This is a genomic window from Actinacidiphila acididurans (genome assembly GCF_016918855.1).
Lineage (GTDB): Bacteria > Actinomycetota > Actinomycetes > Streptomycetales > Streptomycetaceae > Actinacidiphila > Actinacidiphila acididurans.
Genome location: NZ_JADKYB010000005.1, coordinates 263,925 through 278,479, shown reverse-complemented (window position 1 = coordinate 278,479; position 14,555 = coordinate 263,925). Strand labels below are relative to the sequence as shown.

Genomic DNA, 14,555 nt, shown 5'->3' with positions numbered 1-14,555 from the left:
ACGCCGGGGGCTCGCTCTCCGTCGCGGGTCATGGCGGGCGCACGGGAGCAGCCCGGGGGCGCGCGCGAGGACCGTCCCCGGAACCGGGTAATCACCTGAAGGAGCTACAGCCCACCTACGGGTGAATTGCCGTAATGGGGGGCTTTGTTGTTCTCCGGGCGGGAAAGGACAAGCGTCAAGGACGACGAGGGGGGATCCGATGGCCGCTCGACCACTTGTGGCGCGGCAGCCCAATGAGAGGCTGCAGGCGCTCATCCAGGAGGCCGCCTGCTCGAACGCGGGGCTGGCCCGAAGAGTCAACATGTGCGGGGCGGAACACGGCCTCGATCTGCGGTACGACAAGACGTCCGTGGCCCGCTGGCTGCGCGGCCAGCAGCCGCGCGGGCGGGCCCCGGCCATCATCGCCGAGGCACTCGGCCGCAAGCTCGGCCGCGCGGTCTCCATAGACGAGATCGGCATGGCCAACGGCAAGAACCTGGCCACCGGCATCGGCCTGCACTTCGCGCCCACCGTCCTCGGCGCGATCGAGCAGGTCTGCGAGCTGTGGCGCAGCGACGTCGGCCGCCGCGACTTCCTCACCGGCTCCACGGTGGCCGCCTCCGCCCTGGTCGAGCCCAGCCGGGACTGGCTGATCACGCGCCCCGACCAGGGAGTGGCGCGCAACGGCGGGGCCAAGGTGGGGATGTCGGACGTCGAGGCGGTCCGGGCCACCACCCAGGCGCTCACCGACCTCGACCACCGCTTCGGCAGCGGCCATGTGCGGCCGGTCGTCGTCCACTACCTCAACAGCGTGGTCTCCGGCCTGCTCGCGGGCAGTTACCGGGAGCAGGTGGGCCGTGAACTGTTCGCCGCCGTGGCCCGGCTGACCGAGCTGGCCGGGTACATGGCGGTCGACACCGGCCAGCCCGGCCTGGCCCAGCGCTACTACATCCAGGCCCTGCGGCTGGCCCAGGCGGCCGGCGACCGCGGATACGGCGGCTACATCCTGGCGGCCAGCATGAGCCACCTCGCCGCCTCCCTCGGCAACCCCCGCGAGATCGCCCAACTCGCCCGCGCCGCCCAGGAAGGCGCCCGCGGCCAGGTCACCGCCACCGCCGAGGCGATGTTCTACGCCGCCGAGGCCCGCGGCCACGCCCTCCTCGGCGATGCCCGCGCGTTCTCCGCGGTGGCCGCGCAGGCGGTGTCCGCGATGGAGCGCTCCGACCCCGCCGCCGACCCGGACTGGATCGCCCACTTCGACCACGGTTATCTCGCCGACGAACTCGCCCACTGCCACCGCGACCTGGGCCAGGCCGCGCCCGCCGCCCGCCGGGCCGAGGAGGCGCTGGCCGCCCACCCGGCGACCCGCGCCCGCCGCCGCGCGATAGACATGCTGCTGCTCGCCGACGCCCAGGTGCAGCAGCGGGATCTGGAGCACGGCGTCCGCACCGGCACGCAGGCGGTCACGCTGCTCGCGGGCCTGCGGTCCAACCGCGGCGCCGAATACCTGGACGACTTCCGCCGCCGCCTGGAGCCGTACGGCAACGAGCCGGTGGTACGGGAGTTCGGCGCCCGGCTGGAGGAACTGGAGGCGGCCTGACCGTAACTGACGGGCGGTGGCGTCCGCCTGCACCGAATCGTTACCGGACCGTCACTGTTCCCCCGCGGCGCCGCCAAAGTGCTGGAGAAGCCGGGGACGACCGGGCCACCGGGTCGGGGGGTGGGCGCTCCCCGAGTGTGCCGTTGCGCTCACTCGTTCGGGTGGACGTGGTCGCTGCCGGGATCGACCGGGTAGCGTTGGCGGACGGTTCCGACGGCGGGGTAGAGGCGGGAGTGGGCGGCGATGCACAGCAGCGGACGCGGGGAGGAATCGCCGGAAGCGTACCGGGGCGTAGTGCTCCCCTCGGCGCAGCACCAGCAGCAGGCGCCTTACGGTGACCAGGTGCAGCCCGCCGGTGGCACCCCGTGGGGATCCCCGCAGGCCCCGGCCCTGCCGCAGCAGACGGACGCCGCCGACGCCACGCAGATGATGCCGCCGTATCCGGCCGGACCCCACGGCCCGGCCGGTCCCGCCCCGGTGTCGGACGCGACCCAGATGATGCCGCCCTACCCGGGCACCATGCCCGGGCCCGGCCCGGTGCCGGGACCCGGAGCGTACGGTCACGGCAACCTTCATGGCGCCGACCTCCACGGCGGCGCCGATCCCCACGGCTCCGGCGCCCCGGCCGGTCCCGCCCCGGTGGCCGACGCCACCCAGATGCTGCCGCCGTACCCCGGCGCCGACCCGTTCGGCCAGGCCGGCCCGCAGCAGGGCGCGATGCCCGGCGCCGTACCGCCGCTGCCGCCCATGCCGCCGCAGGCGCCGCCCACCGGGCCCGAGGCGTCCCAGCAGGGGCCCGGGAGCCACCGGATGCCCAGCGGCGACCCCAGGGCCCCGTACGGCTTCGACGGCCAGCCCGGTCAGCCGGGCCAGCCGCCTGCGGGGGCCTCCGACGGCACCCAGGTGCTGCCGCTGTCGATCTTCGAAGAACAGCAGCAGCAACAGTCCTTCGAGCAGGCGTACCCGCAGCACGACTACGGCCAGGACCCGTACCAGCAGCAGGGCGCTCAGTCGCAGACGGAGCACGACAGCGACTACGACCACCTGTTCCGCAACGACGTGCCCGGCCCCCCGCCGATGCGCCAGCGGATCATCCAGCCGCCGTCCGCGCAGCAGCAGCCCGCAATGGCCGGCCCCGGCGCGATGGGCGGTCAGCCGCCGTACGGCGCGCAGGGTTACGACAACGGGTACGGCTACGACGACGGGCTCGAGGACGGCGGCCGGCGCCGGCTGTCGCCCAAGGTGCTGATCGGGATCGTGGTCGCCGGATGCGTGGTGGCCGGCCTCGTCGTCGGCGGCCTGCTCAACAGCGGCGGCAGTGCCAGCGCGAACAACACCCCCACGACCTCGGCCACGCCCTCGGCGGGCACGAGCGCGTCCGCGAGCGGCAGCGGCAACAGTCCCGCGGCCGCCGGCAACGACGCGGCCAAGCAGCAGGCACAGGCGCTGGATTCGCTCCTCAACACCAGCGGCAACAGCCGCAGTTCGGTGGTGAACGCGGTCGGTTCGGTCAAGAACTGCCGTGACCTGGGGGGCGCCGCCTCCGCGCTGCGTACCGCGTCCGGCCAGCGCACCGGCTTGGTCACCAAGCTCGGCTCGCTGTCGGTGGACAAGCTCCCCAACCACGCGGCTCTCACCGACGCCCTCACCAAGGCGTGGACCGCGTCGGCCGCCGCCGACAGCCACTACGCGAACTGGGCCGACCAGGCGCAGAGCAACCACCACGTGTGCAAGGGGGGCACCGCCCGGAGCACCGGTGAGGCGCAGGCCGCCAACCAGGCGAGCGGCACCGCGACCGAGCAGAAGAAGCGCGCCGTGAAGCTGTGGAACGCGATAGCCCGTCAGTACGGGCTCACCCAGCGCGAGTTCAGCCAGCTCTGACCCGGAGGCCGCGGCGTGGGCGGCGGACACGCCCCGCGCGGCACCCGTGCCCTGGGCGGCGGCCAGCGCATGGCCGCCGCCCGTTTCCGTACACGGAAAGGGGCGGGCCGCTCAGGAAATACGGTGATCAGCCCGTCTCGGGTTCGACCGGCCGCAAGAGCCATCGACCTCAAGCGCGACCGGCCCGAGGAACTGCCCGCCTCAGGAACCCTGGTCCTGGCTGCGCAGGATCGAGGTCATGTCCACGAAGCCGGGCCGGGCGGCGACCAGCCGCCCCTCGCGCACGGCCTGGTAGGTGACCTTCGCGTTGACCATGCGGGGGTGGCCGGGGACGCCCAGCATGTCCGCCTGGGTCCAGCCGAGGTCCGGGGTCAGGCCGCCGGTGGACAGGCGGGTGGTGGCGTCCATGGCGCGCCGCACGCTGTCGTTGGTGATGCTCGCCTTGTCGCCCATGCCCCGGACGACCTTGGCGAAGACCGTGTAGGCGATCCAGGTGGTCTGCACGCCGGGGTCGCTGACGTTGATCCGGTCGTCCCCGAAGGCGTACTTGTTGATCACCGACTTCATCTCGTCCCACTTGGGGTCCGAGGCGGGCGGGTACCAACCGGTGATGTAGGCGTTCTCCAGCGGGCTGTCGGCGCCGCCGGTGGAGTCGATCACCGACTGCTGCACACTGCCTATCACCGAGGACAGCCGCACCTTGGGCTTCTCGTCGGGGCCGAGCCGCCGCAAAGCGTCGAAGAACGTGCTGGTGTGGTCGCCGAGCACCGAGGAGACGCAGGAGGACGGCTTGTCGTCGCCCAGGGCCTGCTCGGCGACGGCGTTGTAGTCCGAGGCGTCGTCAGGGGTGAGCAGGTCGGTGGCCGGGGCATGCTGGGCGGCCTTCAGCCCCTGATCGAGGAAGAGCGGGAACTGATCGCCGGTGATCGAGTCCGGCCGCACCAGCGTCACCTTCTTGCACAGGTCCGCCAACTGGCGCCCGCTGCCGGCCAGTAGTGAGGGCAGGCCGCCGTTGACGGGGTACGACACCAGGCTCTGGAACTCGTCCTGCGTGATGCCGTAGCCGCCGATGTACGGGATGTCGTCCGCCTCGAGCGCGGAGGTGAAGCTGTTGCCCTCCTCGCTGTACGAGCCGACGACCGCGACGGCGCCCGCCTTGTCGGCCTGCTCCGCGCAGTCCGTGACGGCGATCGAGTCGTTCTGCTCGTTGCAGGTGAGGACCTTCAGCTTGCGGCCGTTCAATCCGCCCTGGTCGTTGACGTAATGCTCAAAAGCCTGCGCCATGGCCAGCATCCCTGGCATATTGGTCGCCTTGGTGTCGACCGGCGCCCACGTCATCACCGTGATGGGACCCTGGGAGCCCCCCGCGCCCCCCGGAAGCACGCCGCAACCGCTGAGCAGCGCGGATGCGGCCAGCAGAGCCGCGGCGGCGTGGTGTCTCCTGCGGCTGCCCCGAGCATTCATGTATCGGGAAGATTCCGGTTCGCCCCCAACGTGAGGGTTCCCGCAAGGGAACGATCGGCCACATTCGGGTGAATTGCAGGCGCCGGTGTTCGAGTGCGTACGATCGGACGTTGTGCAAGCTTCGGAGAACTCTTCCCGTCGTGGCCGCCGCTCCTCCACGATGGGAGGCATGCCGCTCAACGACATGCCGTGGTGGCGCTGGCGCAGCAATGTGCGTTCCGCGCTGCACATGATCAGCGACCCGGTGTTCCAGCGGGAGGTCTGGGGGACCGGGCGCCCGGGCTACGGGGACGTCACCGACGCCGTGTACCGGCTCGTCGAGGACACCTGGCTGGACAACTGGTCCGCCGAGAAGTACGTCGGGACGATCTTCCGCGACTCGCAGGAGGCCGCGCTCGTCGACGTGGCGGTGCTGCGGGTGCTGAAGATCCTGCACCAGGTGGGCGCCGACGCTCCGGCCGCCTCGTACCTGGAGCACCACGGCTGGCCGGAGGCGGTCCGCGCGGCCCGCGAGGCGCACCTGCGGCTGGCGGTGGCCGACGGCGACGACCCCGACTCGCCCCCGCGCTCCCTCGAGGTGCTGGCGATCTACACCCGGTCCGCCTGAGCGGGCACCGCCTCAGCGGGCACCCGGGCGGTACTGCGTCGTGCGGGCCGTGTCGTACGTCCTCGTGCGCGACGCCTGCTACGACGCCGGCCGAGGCGTCCCGCTGTACGGACAGCGGGGCGCGGGTGCGGGCGGGTGTGCGAGGCTGGCCGGGTGAACGCTGAGCCGCCGCGGTCCGCCGACCCGCAGTACGTCCTGACGCTGTCGTGCCCGGACAAGCAGGGCATCGTGCACGCGGTGTCCAGCTACCTCTTCATGACCGGCTGCAACATCGTGGACAGCCAGCAGTTCGGCGACCGCGACACCGGGCTGTTCTTCATGCGCGTGCACTTCTCCGCCGAGTCGGCGGTGACCGCGGACAAGCTGCGGGCGAGCTTCGCGGCGGTGGCGGAGGCCTACCACATGGAGTGGGCGATCCACCCGTCCGAGGAGCGGATGCGGATCGTGCTCATGGTGAGCAAGTTCGGCCACTGCCTGAACGACCTGCTGTTCCGGGCCAGCATCGGCGCGCTGCCGGTGGAGATCGCGGCCGTCGTCAGCAACCACACCGACTTCCGCGACCTGGCCGGGTCCTACGGCGTGCCCTTCCACCACATCCCCGTCACCAGGGACAACAAGGCCGAGGCCGAGGCGGAGCTGCTGCGGCTGGTGGAGAAGGAAGGCGTGGAACTCGTCGTCCTCGCCCGCTACATGCAGGTCCTGTCGGACGACCTGTGCGGCCAGTTGTCCGGGCGGATCATCAACATCCACCACTCCTTCCTGCCGAGCTTCAAGGGCGCCAAGCCGTACCACCAGGCGCACGCCCGGGGCGTGAAGCTGATCGGCGCGACCGCGCACTACGTGACGGCCGACCTCGACGAGGGGCCGATCATCGAGCAGGAGGTCGAACGGGTCGGCCACGGGGTCACCCCCGAGCAGCTCGTCGCGATCGGCCGCGACGTGGAGTGCCAGGCACTGGCCCGGGCGGTGAAGTGGCACAGCGAGCACCGGGTGCTGCTCAACGGCCGCCGCACTGTGGTCTTCGCCTGACGGGTTCCGCGCGCGCCTGAGCAACCTGAACCGCTCGTTTGCGCATGTCGGTTGCGCACGCTCACATCCGTGACAACGAAGCGGTCGCGAAGAGCACATCTCTGATCACCGCGCGGTCACCGAGCTGACCGGCCGCGATCTGTTCCGGCTCGATGCGACCGGCGGCGAGCCGGCAGAACTCCACGCTGTCCATCGCCACGTGCGCCACCGTCTCCTCGGGAGAGGCGAGCGCGCCCGGGGAGTCCAGCGGCAGATACCATTCGCCGCCGCCGGGGCCGTCGATCTCCAGCAGCAGGGAACGTCCCGGCCGCCCCGCCGCCACCAGGCGGGACGGCGAAGTGGTCAGCCCGGCCCGGCGCCGCTCGGCGAGCACGTCCGGCAGCAGCCGCGCTGCCAGGTCGACCATCCGGTTGAGGCTGCGCGGCGCGGGCGGCTCGTACGGGTAGTCCACCGCCTCGGCGATGTCGGCGGCGTGCATCCAGCACTCGAACGCCCGGTCCACGAAGGCGTCCCGCAACGGGAGCGCGGCCACGCCGTACTCGACCGTGAGTGCGGCCACTCCCTGTCCTGCAAACGACACGGTACGGACAAGGTTGTGGGTCTGCTCCCGCCACAGGGAGCGCAGGGTCGCGCCGGGCAGGTGGTTCTGCGCCGCCCAGTGGGCCGCCGTGCGCTCCCACGGGTCGAGGGGGAGCTCGTGCTCGGGGCGTACCCGGCGCAGGCGCCCCCGGCTCGCGCGCTCCGGAGGTGCCGCCGGGTCCCCGCCCGGCTCCGGCAGTCCCAGGGGCCGCCCGACCAGGCTGTCCAGGGCGGTCAGGTGCGCGATGACCTGCTCGACGGTGACCCGGCGGGACACCGGGGCGCCCTCGAACCAGCGCAGTTCCACCGGCGCCTTCCAGTACGAATCGCCGAGGTCGCGCAGCAGCGCGTCCAGCCGGGCGGCCTCCGCGTCGTACGGCCCGGCCCACTCCGGCACCGGGATCCGCGCCGGGCGCCGCCCGAGGCACCCCTCCAGCACCCGGGCCCGCAGCAGCGGATCGAGGTCGAGGGTCTCCTCACGGTGCAGCAGGCTCACCGCGTCGCGCAGCCGTAACGCCTCCTCGGCGCAGGCGGCGCAGCCGGTGAGGTGCTCCTCGACGGCCAGCGCCTCCTCCCGGGAGCACGCGGTCAGCGCCCAGGCGCCGAGCAGCGACTTGAGCGTGTGGTGGTCGAAGCCCGCGTCGGGGCGCGACTGCCGCGGCGTCACGGCCGGCCCCTGCGGACCGTCGCCCGTCTCGTCCACCGGTCGGGGGCCGTACGGGGGGCGGTACGTGGCGTCGCGCGCCGGATCGTAAGCGGGGTCGTACGCGGGACCGCGCGGCGAACCGTACGCCGGATCGCGCGCCGGGTGGTGCGGCGGCCGGCGCCGGGTGTCGTCGTCGGGCGGCCTGTTGCGGGCGCTCCGGTCGCGCTGGTACGGCACGCGCGGCACGCCGTCGTCACCGCTGCCCCCGCGTCCGCCACCGCCTTCACGTCCGCCGTCGCCGTCCCGGAACGCAGGGCCGCTCACCGCTGTCCCCGTCGGCTCCGGTACCCGATCGGGGGCGGGACCCGGTGCCGCAGCGGGTCCGCCGCCTCGTCGGCCGGCTCCATGGCCGTGGACAGCAACTGCAGGCCGAGCCGCAGCCGGCGGCGCGCCTCGGCCTCGCTGACGCCGAGTCCGGCAGCGGCGGCGCGGTAGTCCAGCCGCTCGCGGTAGGCGAGTTCGAGGGCGGCGCGCAGCGGCTCGGGCATCGAGGTGACAATGAAGTCGGCGCGCGCCGCGGTGTTCGCCTCGCGCACCCTGGTCTCCACCTCGTCCGGGTTCGACCGGCCCCGGCTCTCGTTCTGCCGCAGCCGGTGCACCGCCTGCCGCTGGGTGATCGCCGCTATCCACGAGCGCAGCGAACCGCCCTTGGGGTCGTAGGCGTCCGGGTTCTCCCATATGTAGCCGAAGACTTCACGGGTGATCAGGTCGGCGGCGTCGTGGTCGGCCGTCACCCGGTGCGCCAGGCCGTGCACGAGCGAGGCGTACCGGTCGTAGAGCTCGCCGAGCGCGGCTTCCTCGCCCCGCGCGAGCCGCTGCTGCATCCTGCGGTCCCAGCGCGGTGGTGCGGGTGTCGCCATCTCCCGGCCCCCTCGGCCTCGTCCCACCCTCTCGACACCCACCGTAGCCAATCGTGTTCGGCTCGTCCGGATGCTTTCCCGACGGTACCGGGCACCTGATGAGGCGTACCCTGCTTTGCCGCAACCCGTTCGCCGGGGCGACCGCTTTTGGCGGTCCGTTATCCGGGTGTGACCGGAAGACGGCAGAGTTACGACCGAGAACGGGCATAGGGTCGGTGTGATGACGACTCCGGAGCCGACGGCGAGGCGAGGTGGGAACCGCGTGGAGGTGACCCGGGCCGAGCGGGACGGCTGGGTGGTGGTGACGGTCGCGGGCGAAATGGACCTGATCTCCTCACCCGCGGTCCGGCAGAACGTGCACGACGCGGTCGCCGAGGGGCGGCGGCAGGTGGTCCTCGACCTGGCCGGAGTGCGCTTCTGCGACTCCAGCGGGGTGGGCGTGATGATCGGCGCACGTCGGCTGATGCGGTCGTGCGCCGGGCGGTTGCGCATCGTGCTGCCGCAGGACGCGCCGGGCGCGCCCCGCTTGGGCGCCGGTGCGAGCGCCGGCGGAGAGGCGCATGTCAACCGGGTGCTGGCCGCGCTGGGCGTACGCCGGCTGTTCGAGGTCTATCCCGATCTGACGGCTGCCACCGACGACTCGGCCCGCCCGCTGTCCGCCTGACGCTCGGCGGGTACGGGAGTCATGCGCTCGCCCGAGGCCCGCCGCCGGGCCACCATGGCCTCATGGTTCAGGTCGAATTCGTACAGGGTGACATCACCGAACAGCAGGTTGACGCCGTCGTCAACGCCGCCAATTCCTCGCTCCTGGGCGGCGGGGGCGTGGACGGCGCCATCCACCGCAAGGGCGGCCCGGAGATCCTGAACGCGTGCCGTGATCTGCGCGCTTCCCACTACGGTTCCGGGCTGCCCACCGGGCAGGCGGTAGCGACCACCGCCGGACGGCTGCCCGCGCGCTGGGTGATCCACACGGTCGGCCCGGTCTGGCGGGCCGGCGAGGACCGCTCCGGCCTCCTCGCCTCCTGCTACCGCGAGTCCCTGCGGGTCGCCGACGAGCTCGGCGCCGCCACGGTCGCCTTCCCCGCCGTCTCCACCGGCATCTACGGCTGGCCGATGGACGACGGTGCGCGGATCGCGGTCGGTACGGTCCGCGCGGCCGACACCGCCGTACGTGAAGTCCGCTTTGTCCTCTTCGATGCCGCCGCATATGAGGCTTTTGTCGTCTATATGTAATTCACGCGTGCCGTCGATGGCCTGATTACTGAGCGTCCGCACGGTGTTGTGTCCGATGCGTGACTTGTTACGCCGTGGCATGGGGACTTCGCTCGGGTACGCTCCGTCGAGTGCGTGTATGTACCCGCTTCCTCCAAGGCTCCGTCCGGCCCCGCCGGACGCGGGCCGCGACGGCGCACGCGGTACCGCCCCGGAGGGGCCGCACAGTATGCAGCATGCCTGCCGTGTCGCGCCGGAATATGCCCGAAGCGCTTGTTGGGGTGACAGCGGGTCAATCATGCTGTGTCAGGCCGGGATCACGCTCGGTGATCGCGGGTCGCCATGGGGCGTCGTATCCGCCGGTTCGGATGGTGTGAGCAGTGCAGGTGCTTCAGGTGCAGCTTGAGGTGGGCGCGGACCCCGCGGAAGTGGGCCGGGCCCGCCGATGGGCGCGGTCAAGGCTGGCGGGTTCCGGAATACGAGCCGACGAGCCGGTGGCCGAGACCCTGATCCTGCTCATCTCGGAGCTGGTGACCAACGCGGTCGTCCACACCGGCTGTCCCGCCGTACTGCGCGTGCTCTTCCCGGTCGCACCGGCCGCGCCCGTCCGGGTCGAGGTGACCGACGTGAGCCAGGCCGCGCCCGCCCCGCGCCACGCCCGGCGTGACGACACCGGCGGCCGCGGCCTGGAGCTGGTCGACGGCCTCGCCGACCGCTGGGGCTGGCACCCCGAGGGCACGGGCAAGCAGATCTGGTGCGAGGTCGACCGCGCCACCGTCCTGTCCTGATCCGGCCCGACGGCCTACGGGCCGCCTCTCCCGCGGCGATCCGAAGAGCCCGCGCCCGTCCCCGGGCCGGACCCTCCCGCTGTCCGGCCCCGGCGTGGGCTACGCGCGGGCGCCGGCCCGGAAGGTGCGGCGGTACGCCGTCGGTGACACGCCGAGCGCCGCCTGGAGGTGCTGCCGCATGGAGGCGGCCGTGCCGAACCCCGCCCTTTGCGCCACCTGATCGATGCCCAGGCCGGTGGACTCCAGCAGCTGCCGGGCGTGCTCCACTCGCTGCTGGGTCAGCCACTGGCCGGGGCTCATCCCGACCTCCTCGCGGAACCGCCGGGTGAAGGTGCGCACGCTCATCGCCTCGCGGTCGGCCATCTGCCGCAGGGTCAGTGGCTGGTCGAGACGGTCCAGGGCCCAGGCCCGGGCCTTCTCGGTGGTGGCCAGCCGCGGCTCGGGCAGCGGCCGCCGGATGTACTGCGCCTGCCCGCCCTCCCGGTGCGGGGGCACCACGGTGCGGCGGGCGATCGAGTTGGCCACCGCCGTACCGAAGTCGCGCCGCACGATGTGCAGGCACAGGTCGACGCCGGCCGCGACCCCGGCCGAGGTCAGCACGTCGCCGTCGTCCACGTACAGCACGTCCGGGTCGACCCGGATCCGGGGGAACAGCCGCTGGAAGAGGTCGGCGCTGGACCAGTGGGTGGTCGCGGGCCGGCCGTCGAGCAGCCCGGCCGCGCCCAGCAGGAACGAGCCGGTGCAGATGGACACCACGCGCGCCCCCGGCCGGATCGCGCCGAACGCCTCGACCAGCGGGGGAGTGAGCAGGCCCTGGGTGTAGACCGGGCCGAGCTCGTGCGAGGCCGGGAACACCACGGTGTCCGCTTCCCGCAGCGCGGCGAGGCCGTGCTCCACCATGATCGAGAAGTCGGCGTCGGTCCGCACCGGCCCGGGCCGCAGGCTGCACGTCGCGATCTCGTACAGCGGGCTCTCGTCGTCCGGATGTCGGGCGGCGCCGAAGATCCGCAGCGGAATGCCCAGCTCGAACGGGATCACCCCGTCCAGCGCGAAGACCGCGATGTGGTGCCGGTCCGGGTGCCGGAAGACCGCGGACCCGGCGGCGGCACCCGGGCTCGGGACGGCGGGATTCGGTGATTCGGCCATGGCCCGATCCTTTCACATCATGGCCTTTCGGCCACTCGTTCGCGTTGATCAGGTTCCTGACACTGTGTGGGTGACGCAGACATCCCACGCTCCCGCGCCCCTCGCCGACCGCGGCCCCGCGGCCGGCCGGCCCGCTCGGCGGCCCCGCGTGCACCGCGCCTGGGCGGTGGCGGCCGTCACCTTCGTGGCCCTGGTCGGCGCCGCCGCCTTCGCCTCGCTGCCCGGCCTGCTCATCGACCCGCTGCACACCGAGTTCGGCTGGTCCCGCGGCATGATCGCCTTCGCGGTCTCGGTCAACCTGGCCCTGTACGGGCTGACCTCGCCGTTCGCCGCCGCGCTGATGGACCGTTTCGGCATCCGGCGGGTGGTGAGCTGCGCGCTGTTCACCATCGCGGTCGGCGCCGGGCTGACCGTCTTCATGACGCAGAGCTGGCAACTGGTGCTGTGCTGGGGCGTCCTCGTCGGGCTCGGCAGCGGCTCGATGGCGCTGGCCTTCGCCGCGACCGTCGCCAACCGCTGGTTCGTGGCCCGGCGCGGCCTGGTCACCGGCATCCTCACCGCCGGCGGCGCGGCCGGCCAACTGGTCTTTCTGCCGCTGCTGTCCTGGATCACCGAACACCACGGCTGGCGGCCCGCCGCCCTCACCGTGTCCTTCTCGGCGATCGCGGTCGTGCCGTGCGTGTGGTTCCTGCTGCGGGACCACCCCGCGGACGTGGGCCTCGCGGCCTACGGCGCGGCCGAGTTCACGCCCAAGCCGCCGCCGGTCACCGGCGCGGCCGGCCGCGCGCTGCGGGTGCTGCGGGACGCCTCGCGCACGGGCACGTTCTGGCTGCTGTCCGGGGCCTTCGCCATTTGCGGCGCGTCCACCAACGGCCTGGTGAAGACGCATTTCGTGCCCGCCGAGCACGACCACGGCATGCCGGTCACCACCGCGGCCTCGCTGCTGGCGGTCATCGGTGTCTTCGACATCGCCGGCACGGTGGCCTCCGGCTTCTTCACCGACCGCCTCTCGCCCAGGCGGCTGCTCGCGATCTACTACGGCCTGCGCGGCCTTTCGCTCGTGTTCCTCCCCATGCTGCTCGCCGACAGCATCCACCCGCCGATGGTGCTGTTCATCGTCTTCTACGGTCTGGACTGGGTGGCCACCGTGCCGCCGACCATCGCCCTGTGCCGAGAGCACTTCGGCGCGGACAGCGCGATCGTCTTCGGCTGGGTCCTGGCGGCCCACCAGATAGGCGCGGCCCTGGTCGCCTACCTCGGTGGCGTCGCGCGTGACGCGTTCGGTTCCTACGACATCGTCTGGTACACCTCCGGTGCGATGTGCGCGGTCGCCGCGCTCATGTCCCTGGTCATCCGCCAGCGGCCGGCCGCCGCCGCGCCGGTCCCTGTCGCCGTGTGAACGCGTGCGAAAACGGCGGATGTTCCGGACATCAGCCGTTTTCACCCGTACCGGTGACGGGCCCCGGCCCCACGGGGCGGCTCACACGGTCCGGGCCACCGCTCGGGCGATCCGCCGCGCGTCGAGGGCCATTTCGCGGAACATCCCGCTGATGGGGTTGGTGAAGCCGGTGAAGTACAGCCCGGGCGCGTCCGGCGGCGTGCGCGGACCGCGTACGACCGGCCGCCCGCGTTCGTCGAGCACGCCGAGATGCCCGACCAGCGGCTCCAGGCCCCGCCGGTAGCCGGTCGCGGCGATCACCGCTTCCGGCCCGATCTCCGTGCCGTCGGCCAGCCGCACCTTGTCGCCCTCGAACCCCTCGACCGCCGCCACCGGTTCGACCCGCCGGGCCCGTATTGCGCTGATCAGACCCACGTCCTGCACGGGGATCGCGCCCTCCAGCACCCGCGCGTACAGGCCGGTCCGCGGGCGGGGCAGACCGTACGCCGACAGGTCCGGCACGGCGAGCCGTTCGACGTACGGCGCCATGCGGTCCACCAGCCCGACCGGCAGGCGCCGCACCAGGATGCCGCTGGCCTGCGCGGGCCAGCCGAGCGTGGAGCGGCGCTGGATGTGCGGCGGGGTGCGCACCGCGAGCCGCACCCGGGCCGCACCGCCCTCGGCCAGATCCACCGCGATCTCGGCCCCGGTGTTGCCGACGCCCACGACCAGCACGTCGCGCCCGGCGTACGCCGTGGGCTCGCGGTAGCCGGACGCGTGCACAAGATCACCCTGGAAGGTGTTTCGTCCCGGCCAGTCGGGTATGTACGGTGTGTGATTGTGGCCGGTGGCGATCACGACCACGGGGGAGGTCAGCACCCGGCCGCCGGTGGCGGGCAGTTCCCAGCCGGAGTCCGACCGCTCCACCCGGTGCACCTCGATGCCGGTGGCGATGTCGAGGGCGTGGTGCTCCGCGTACTGCTCCAGGTAGCGCACCACATCGGTACGGGCGACCCAGCGACCGTACGCCCGGGGGATCGGCAGCCCCGGCAGGGCCGACAGCCTGCGGGTGGTGTGCAGGCGCAGCCGGTCGTAGTGGCCGCGCCAGGACGCCCCGAGCCGCTCGGCGCGTTCCACGACCAGGGCCCGTACCCCGTGCTGCCCGAGCGCCGCCGCCGCGGCCAGCCCGCCGGGACCGGCGCCTATGACGATGGCGTCGGGGGCCGCCGTGCTCGCGGGTGCGTCCGGGCCGGCGGAAGAGGGGTCGGACATGTGGAACTCCCGAGACCGATGAAGATCGTACGAAGAAAGAGTGGTGATATCGGA

Annotated in this window: 13 protein-coding genes; 8 read left to right on the top strand and 5 right to left on the bottom strand. The window is 72.7% G+C overall.

The annotated features are described in order from the left end of the window. Window positions 1-199 precede the first annotated feature (199 nt). Both ITX44_RS11415 and ITX44_RS11410 read left to right on the top strand, forming a co-directional pair. Window positions 200-1,579, top strand: a complete 1,380-nt coding sequence (locus tag ITX44_RS11415; protein WP_205356997.1) for an NsdA family TPR-like regulatory protein — start codon at window positions 200-202, stop codon at window positions 1,577-1,579. Window positions 1,580-1,921: 342 nt separating this feature from the next. Continuing rightward, complete coding sequence (locus ITX44_RS11410; RefSeq protein ID WP_205356996.1) at window positions 1,922-3,460, top strand: hypothetical protein; 1,539 nt, start codon at window positions 1,922-1,924, stop codon at window positions 3,458-3,460. Window positions 3,461-3,661: 201 nt separating this feature from the next. On the opposite strand, the gene ITX44_RS11405 is transcribed toward ITX44_RS11410, so the two are convergent. Next, on the bottom strand, window positions 3,662-4,798 hold the full coding sequence (locus ITX44_RS11405; protein ID WP_236060384.1) for an ABC transporter substrate-binding protein: 1,137 nt from the start codon (window positions 4,796-4,798) through the stop codon (window positions 3,662-3,664). A gap of 286 nt (window positions 4,799-5,084) precedes the next feature. Between ITX44_RS11405 and ITX44_RS11400 the strand changes: the two genes are divergently transcribed. Continuing rightward, window positions 5,085-5,531, top strand: coding sequence for an SCO4402 family protein (locus ITX44_RS11400; RefSeq protein ID WP_205357197.1), 447 nt, complete (start codon window positions 5,085-5,087; stop codon window positions 5,529-5,531). A 153-nt stretch (window positions 5,532-5,684) separates the two neighbouring features. Further along, a complete protein-coding gene (gene purU, locus ITX44_RS11395) occupies window positions 5,685-6,560 on the top strand; it encodes a formyltetrahydrofolate deformylase (protein WP_205356994.1) in 876 nt (291 codons plus the stop codon). Window positions 6,561-6,621: 61 nt separating this feature from the next. Here the strand turns inward: purU and ITX44_RS11390 are convergent, their stop codons facing one another. Then, on the bottom strand, window positions 6,622-8,109 hold the full coding sequence (locus ITX44_RS11390) for a maleylpyruvate isomerase N-terminal domain-containing protein (RefSeq protein ID WP_205356993.1): 1,488 nt from the start codon (window positions 8,107-8,109) through the stop codon (window positions 6,622-6,624). After that, window positions 8,106-8,705, bottom strand: coding sequence for a sigma-70 family RNA polymerase sigma factor (locus ITX44_RS11385; RefSeq protein ID WP_205356992.1), 600 nt, complete (start codon window positions 8,703-8,705; stop codon window positions 8,106-8,108). The genes ITX44_RS11390 and ITX44_RS11385 overlap by 4 nt, the downstream gene beginning before the upstream one ends. A 268-nt stretch (window positions 8,706-8,973) precedes the next feature. On the opposite strand from ITX44_RS11385, the gene ITX44_RS11380 reads away from it, so the two are divergent. The 3 genes from ITX44_RS11380 (at window position 8,974) to ITX44_RS11370 (ending at window position 10,705) form a co-directional block, all read left to right on the top strand. Next, window positions 8,974-9,369, top strand: coding sequence for an STAS domain-containing protein (locus tag ITX44_RS11380; RefSeq protein ID WP_307795229.1), 396 nt, complete (start codon window positions 8,974-8,976; stop codon window positions 9,367-9,369). 62 nt (window positions 9,370-9,431) lie between these two features. Next, window positions 9,432-9,938 carry an O-acetyl-ADP-ribose deacetylase gene (locus ITX44_RS11375; RefSeq protein WP_205356990.1) on the top strand — a complete coding sequence of 169 codons (507 nt, stop codon included), beginning with the start codon at window positions 9,432-9,434 and terminating at the stop codon, window positions 9,936-9,938. Window positions 9,939-10,297: 359 nt separating this feature from the next. Next, the gene (locus ITX44_RS11370; RefSeq protein WP_205356989.1) at window positions 10,298-10,705 is read left to right on the top strand and encodes an ATP-binding protein; all 408 of its coding nucleotides are present in this window, start codon (window positions 10,298-10,300) and stop codon (window positions 10,703-10,705) included. A gap of 99 nt (window positions 10,706-10,804) precedes the next feature. On the opposite strand, the gene ITX44_RS11365 is transcribed toward ITX44_RS11370, so the two are convergent. Next, the gene (locus tag ITX44_RS11365; protein ID WP_205356988.1) at window positions 10,805-11,851 is read right to left on the bottom strand and encodes a GlxA family transcriptional regulator; all 1,047 of its coding nucleotides are present in this window, start codon (window positions 11,849-11,851) and stop codon (window positions 10,805-10,807) included. Between the two features lie 70 nt (window positions 11,852-11,921). On the opposite strand from ITX44_RS11365, the gene ITX44_RS11360 reads away from it, so the two are divergent. Next, window positions 11,922-13,250: an MFS transporter gene (locus ITX44_RS11360; protein WP_307795210.1), complete on the top strand. Its 1,329-nt coding sequence runs from the start codon at window positions 11,922-11,924 to the stop codon at window positions 13,248-13,250. Window positions 13,251-13,331: 81 nt separating this feature from the next. Here the strand turns inward: ITX44_RS11360 and ITX44_RS11355 are convergent, their stop codons facing one another. Beyond that, window positions 13,332-14,501 carry a flavin-containing monooxygenase gene (locus ITX44_RS11355; protein ID WP_205356986.1) on the bottom strand — a complete coding sequence of 390 codons (1,170 nt, stop codon included), beginning with the start codon at window positions 14,499-14,501 and terminating at the stop codon, window positions 13,332-13,334. Window positions 14,502-14,555: the final 54 nt, after the last annotated feature.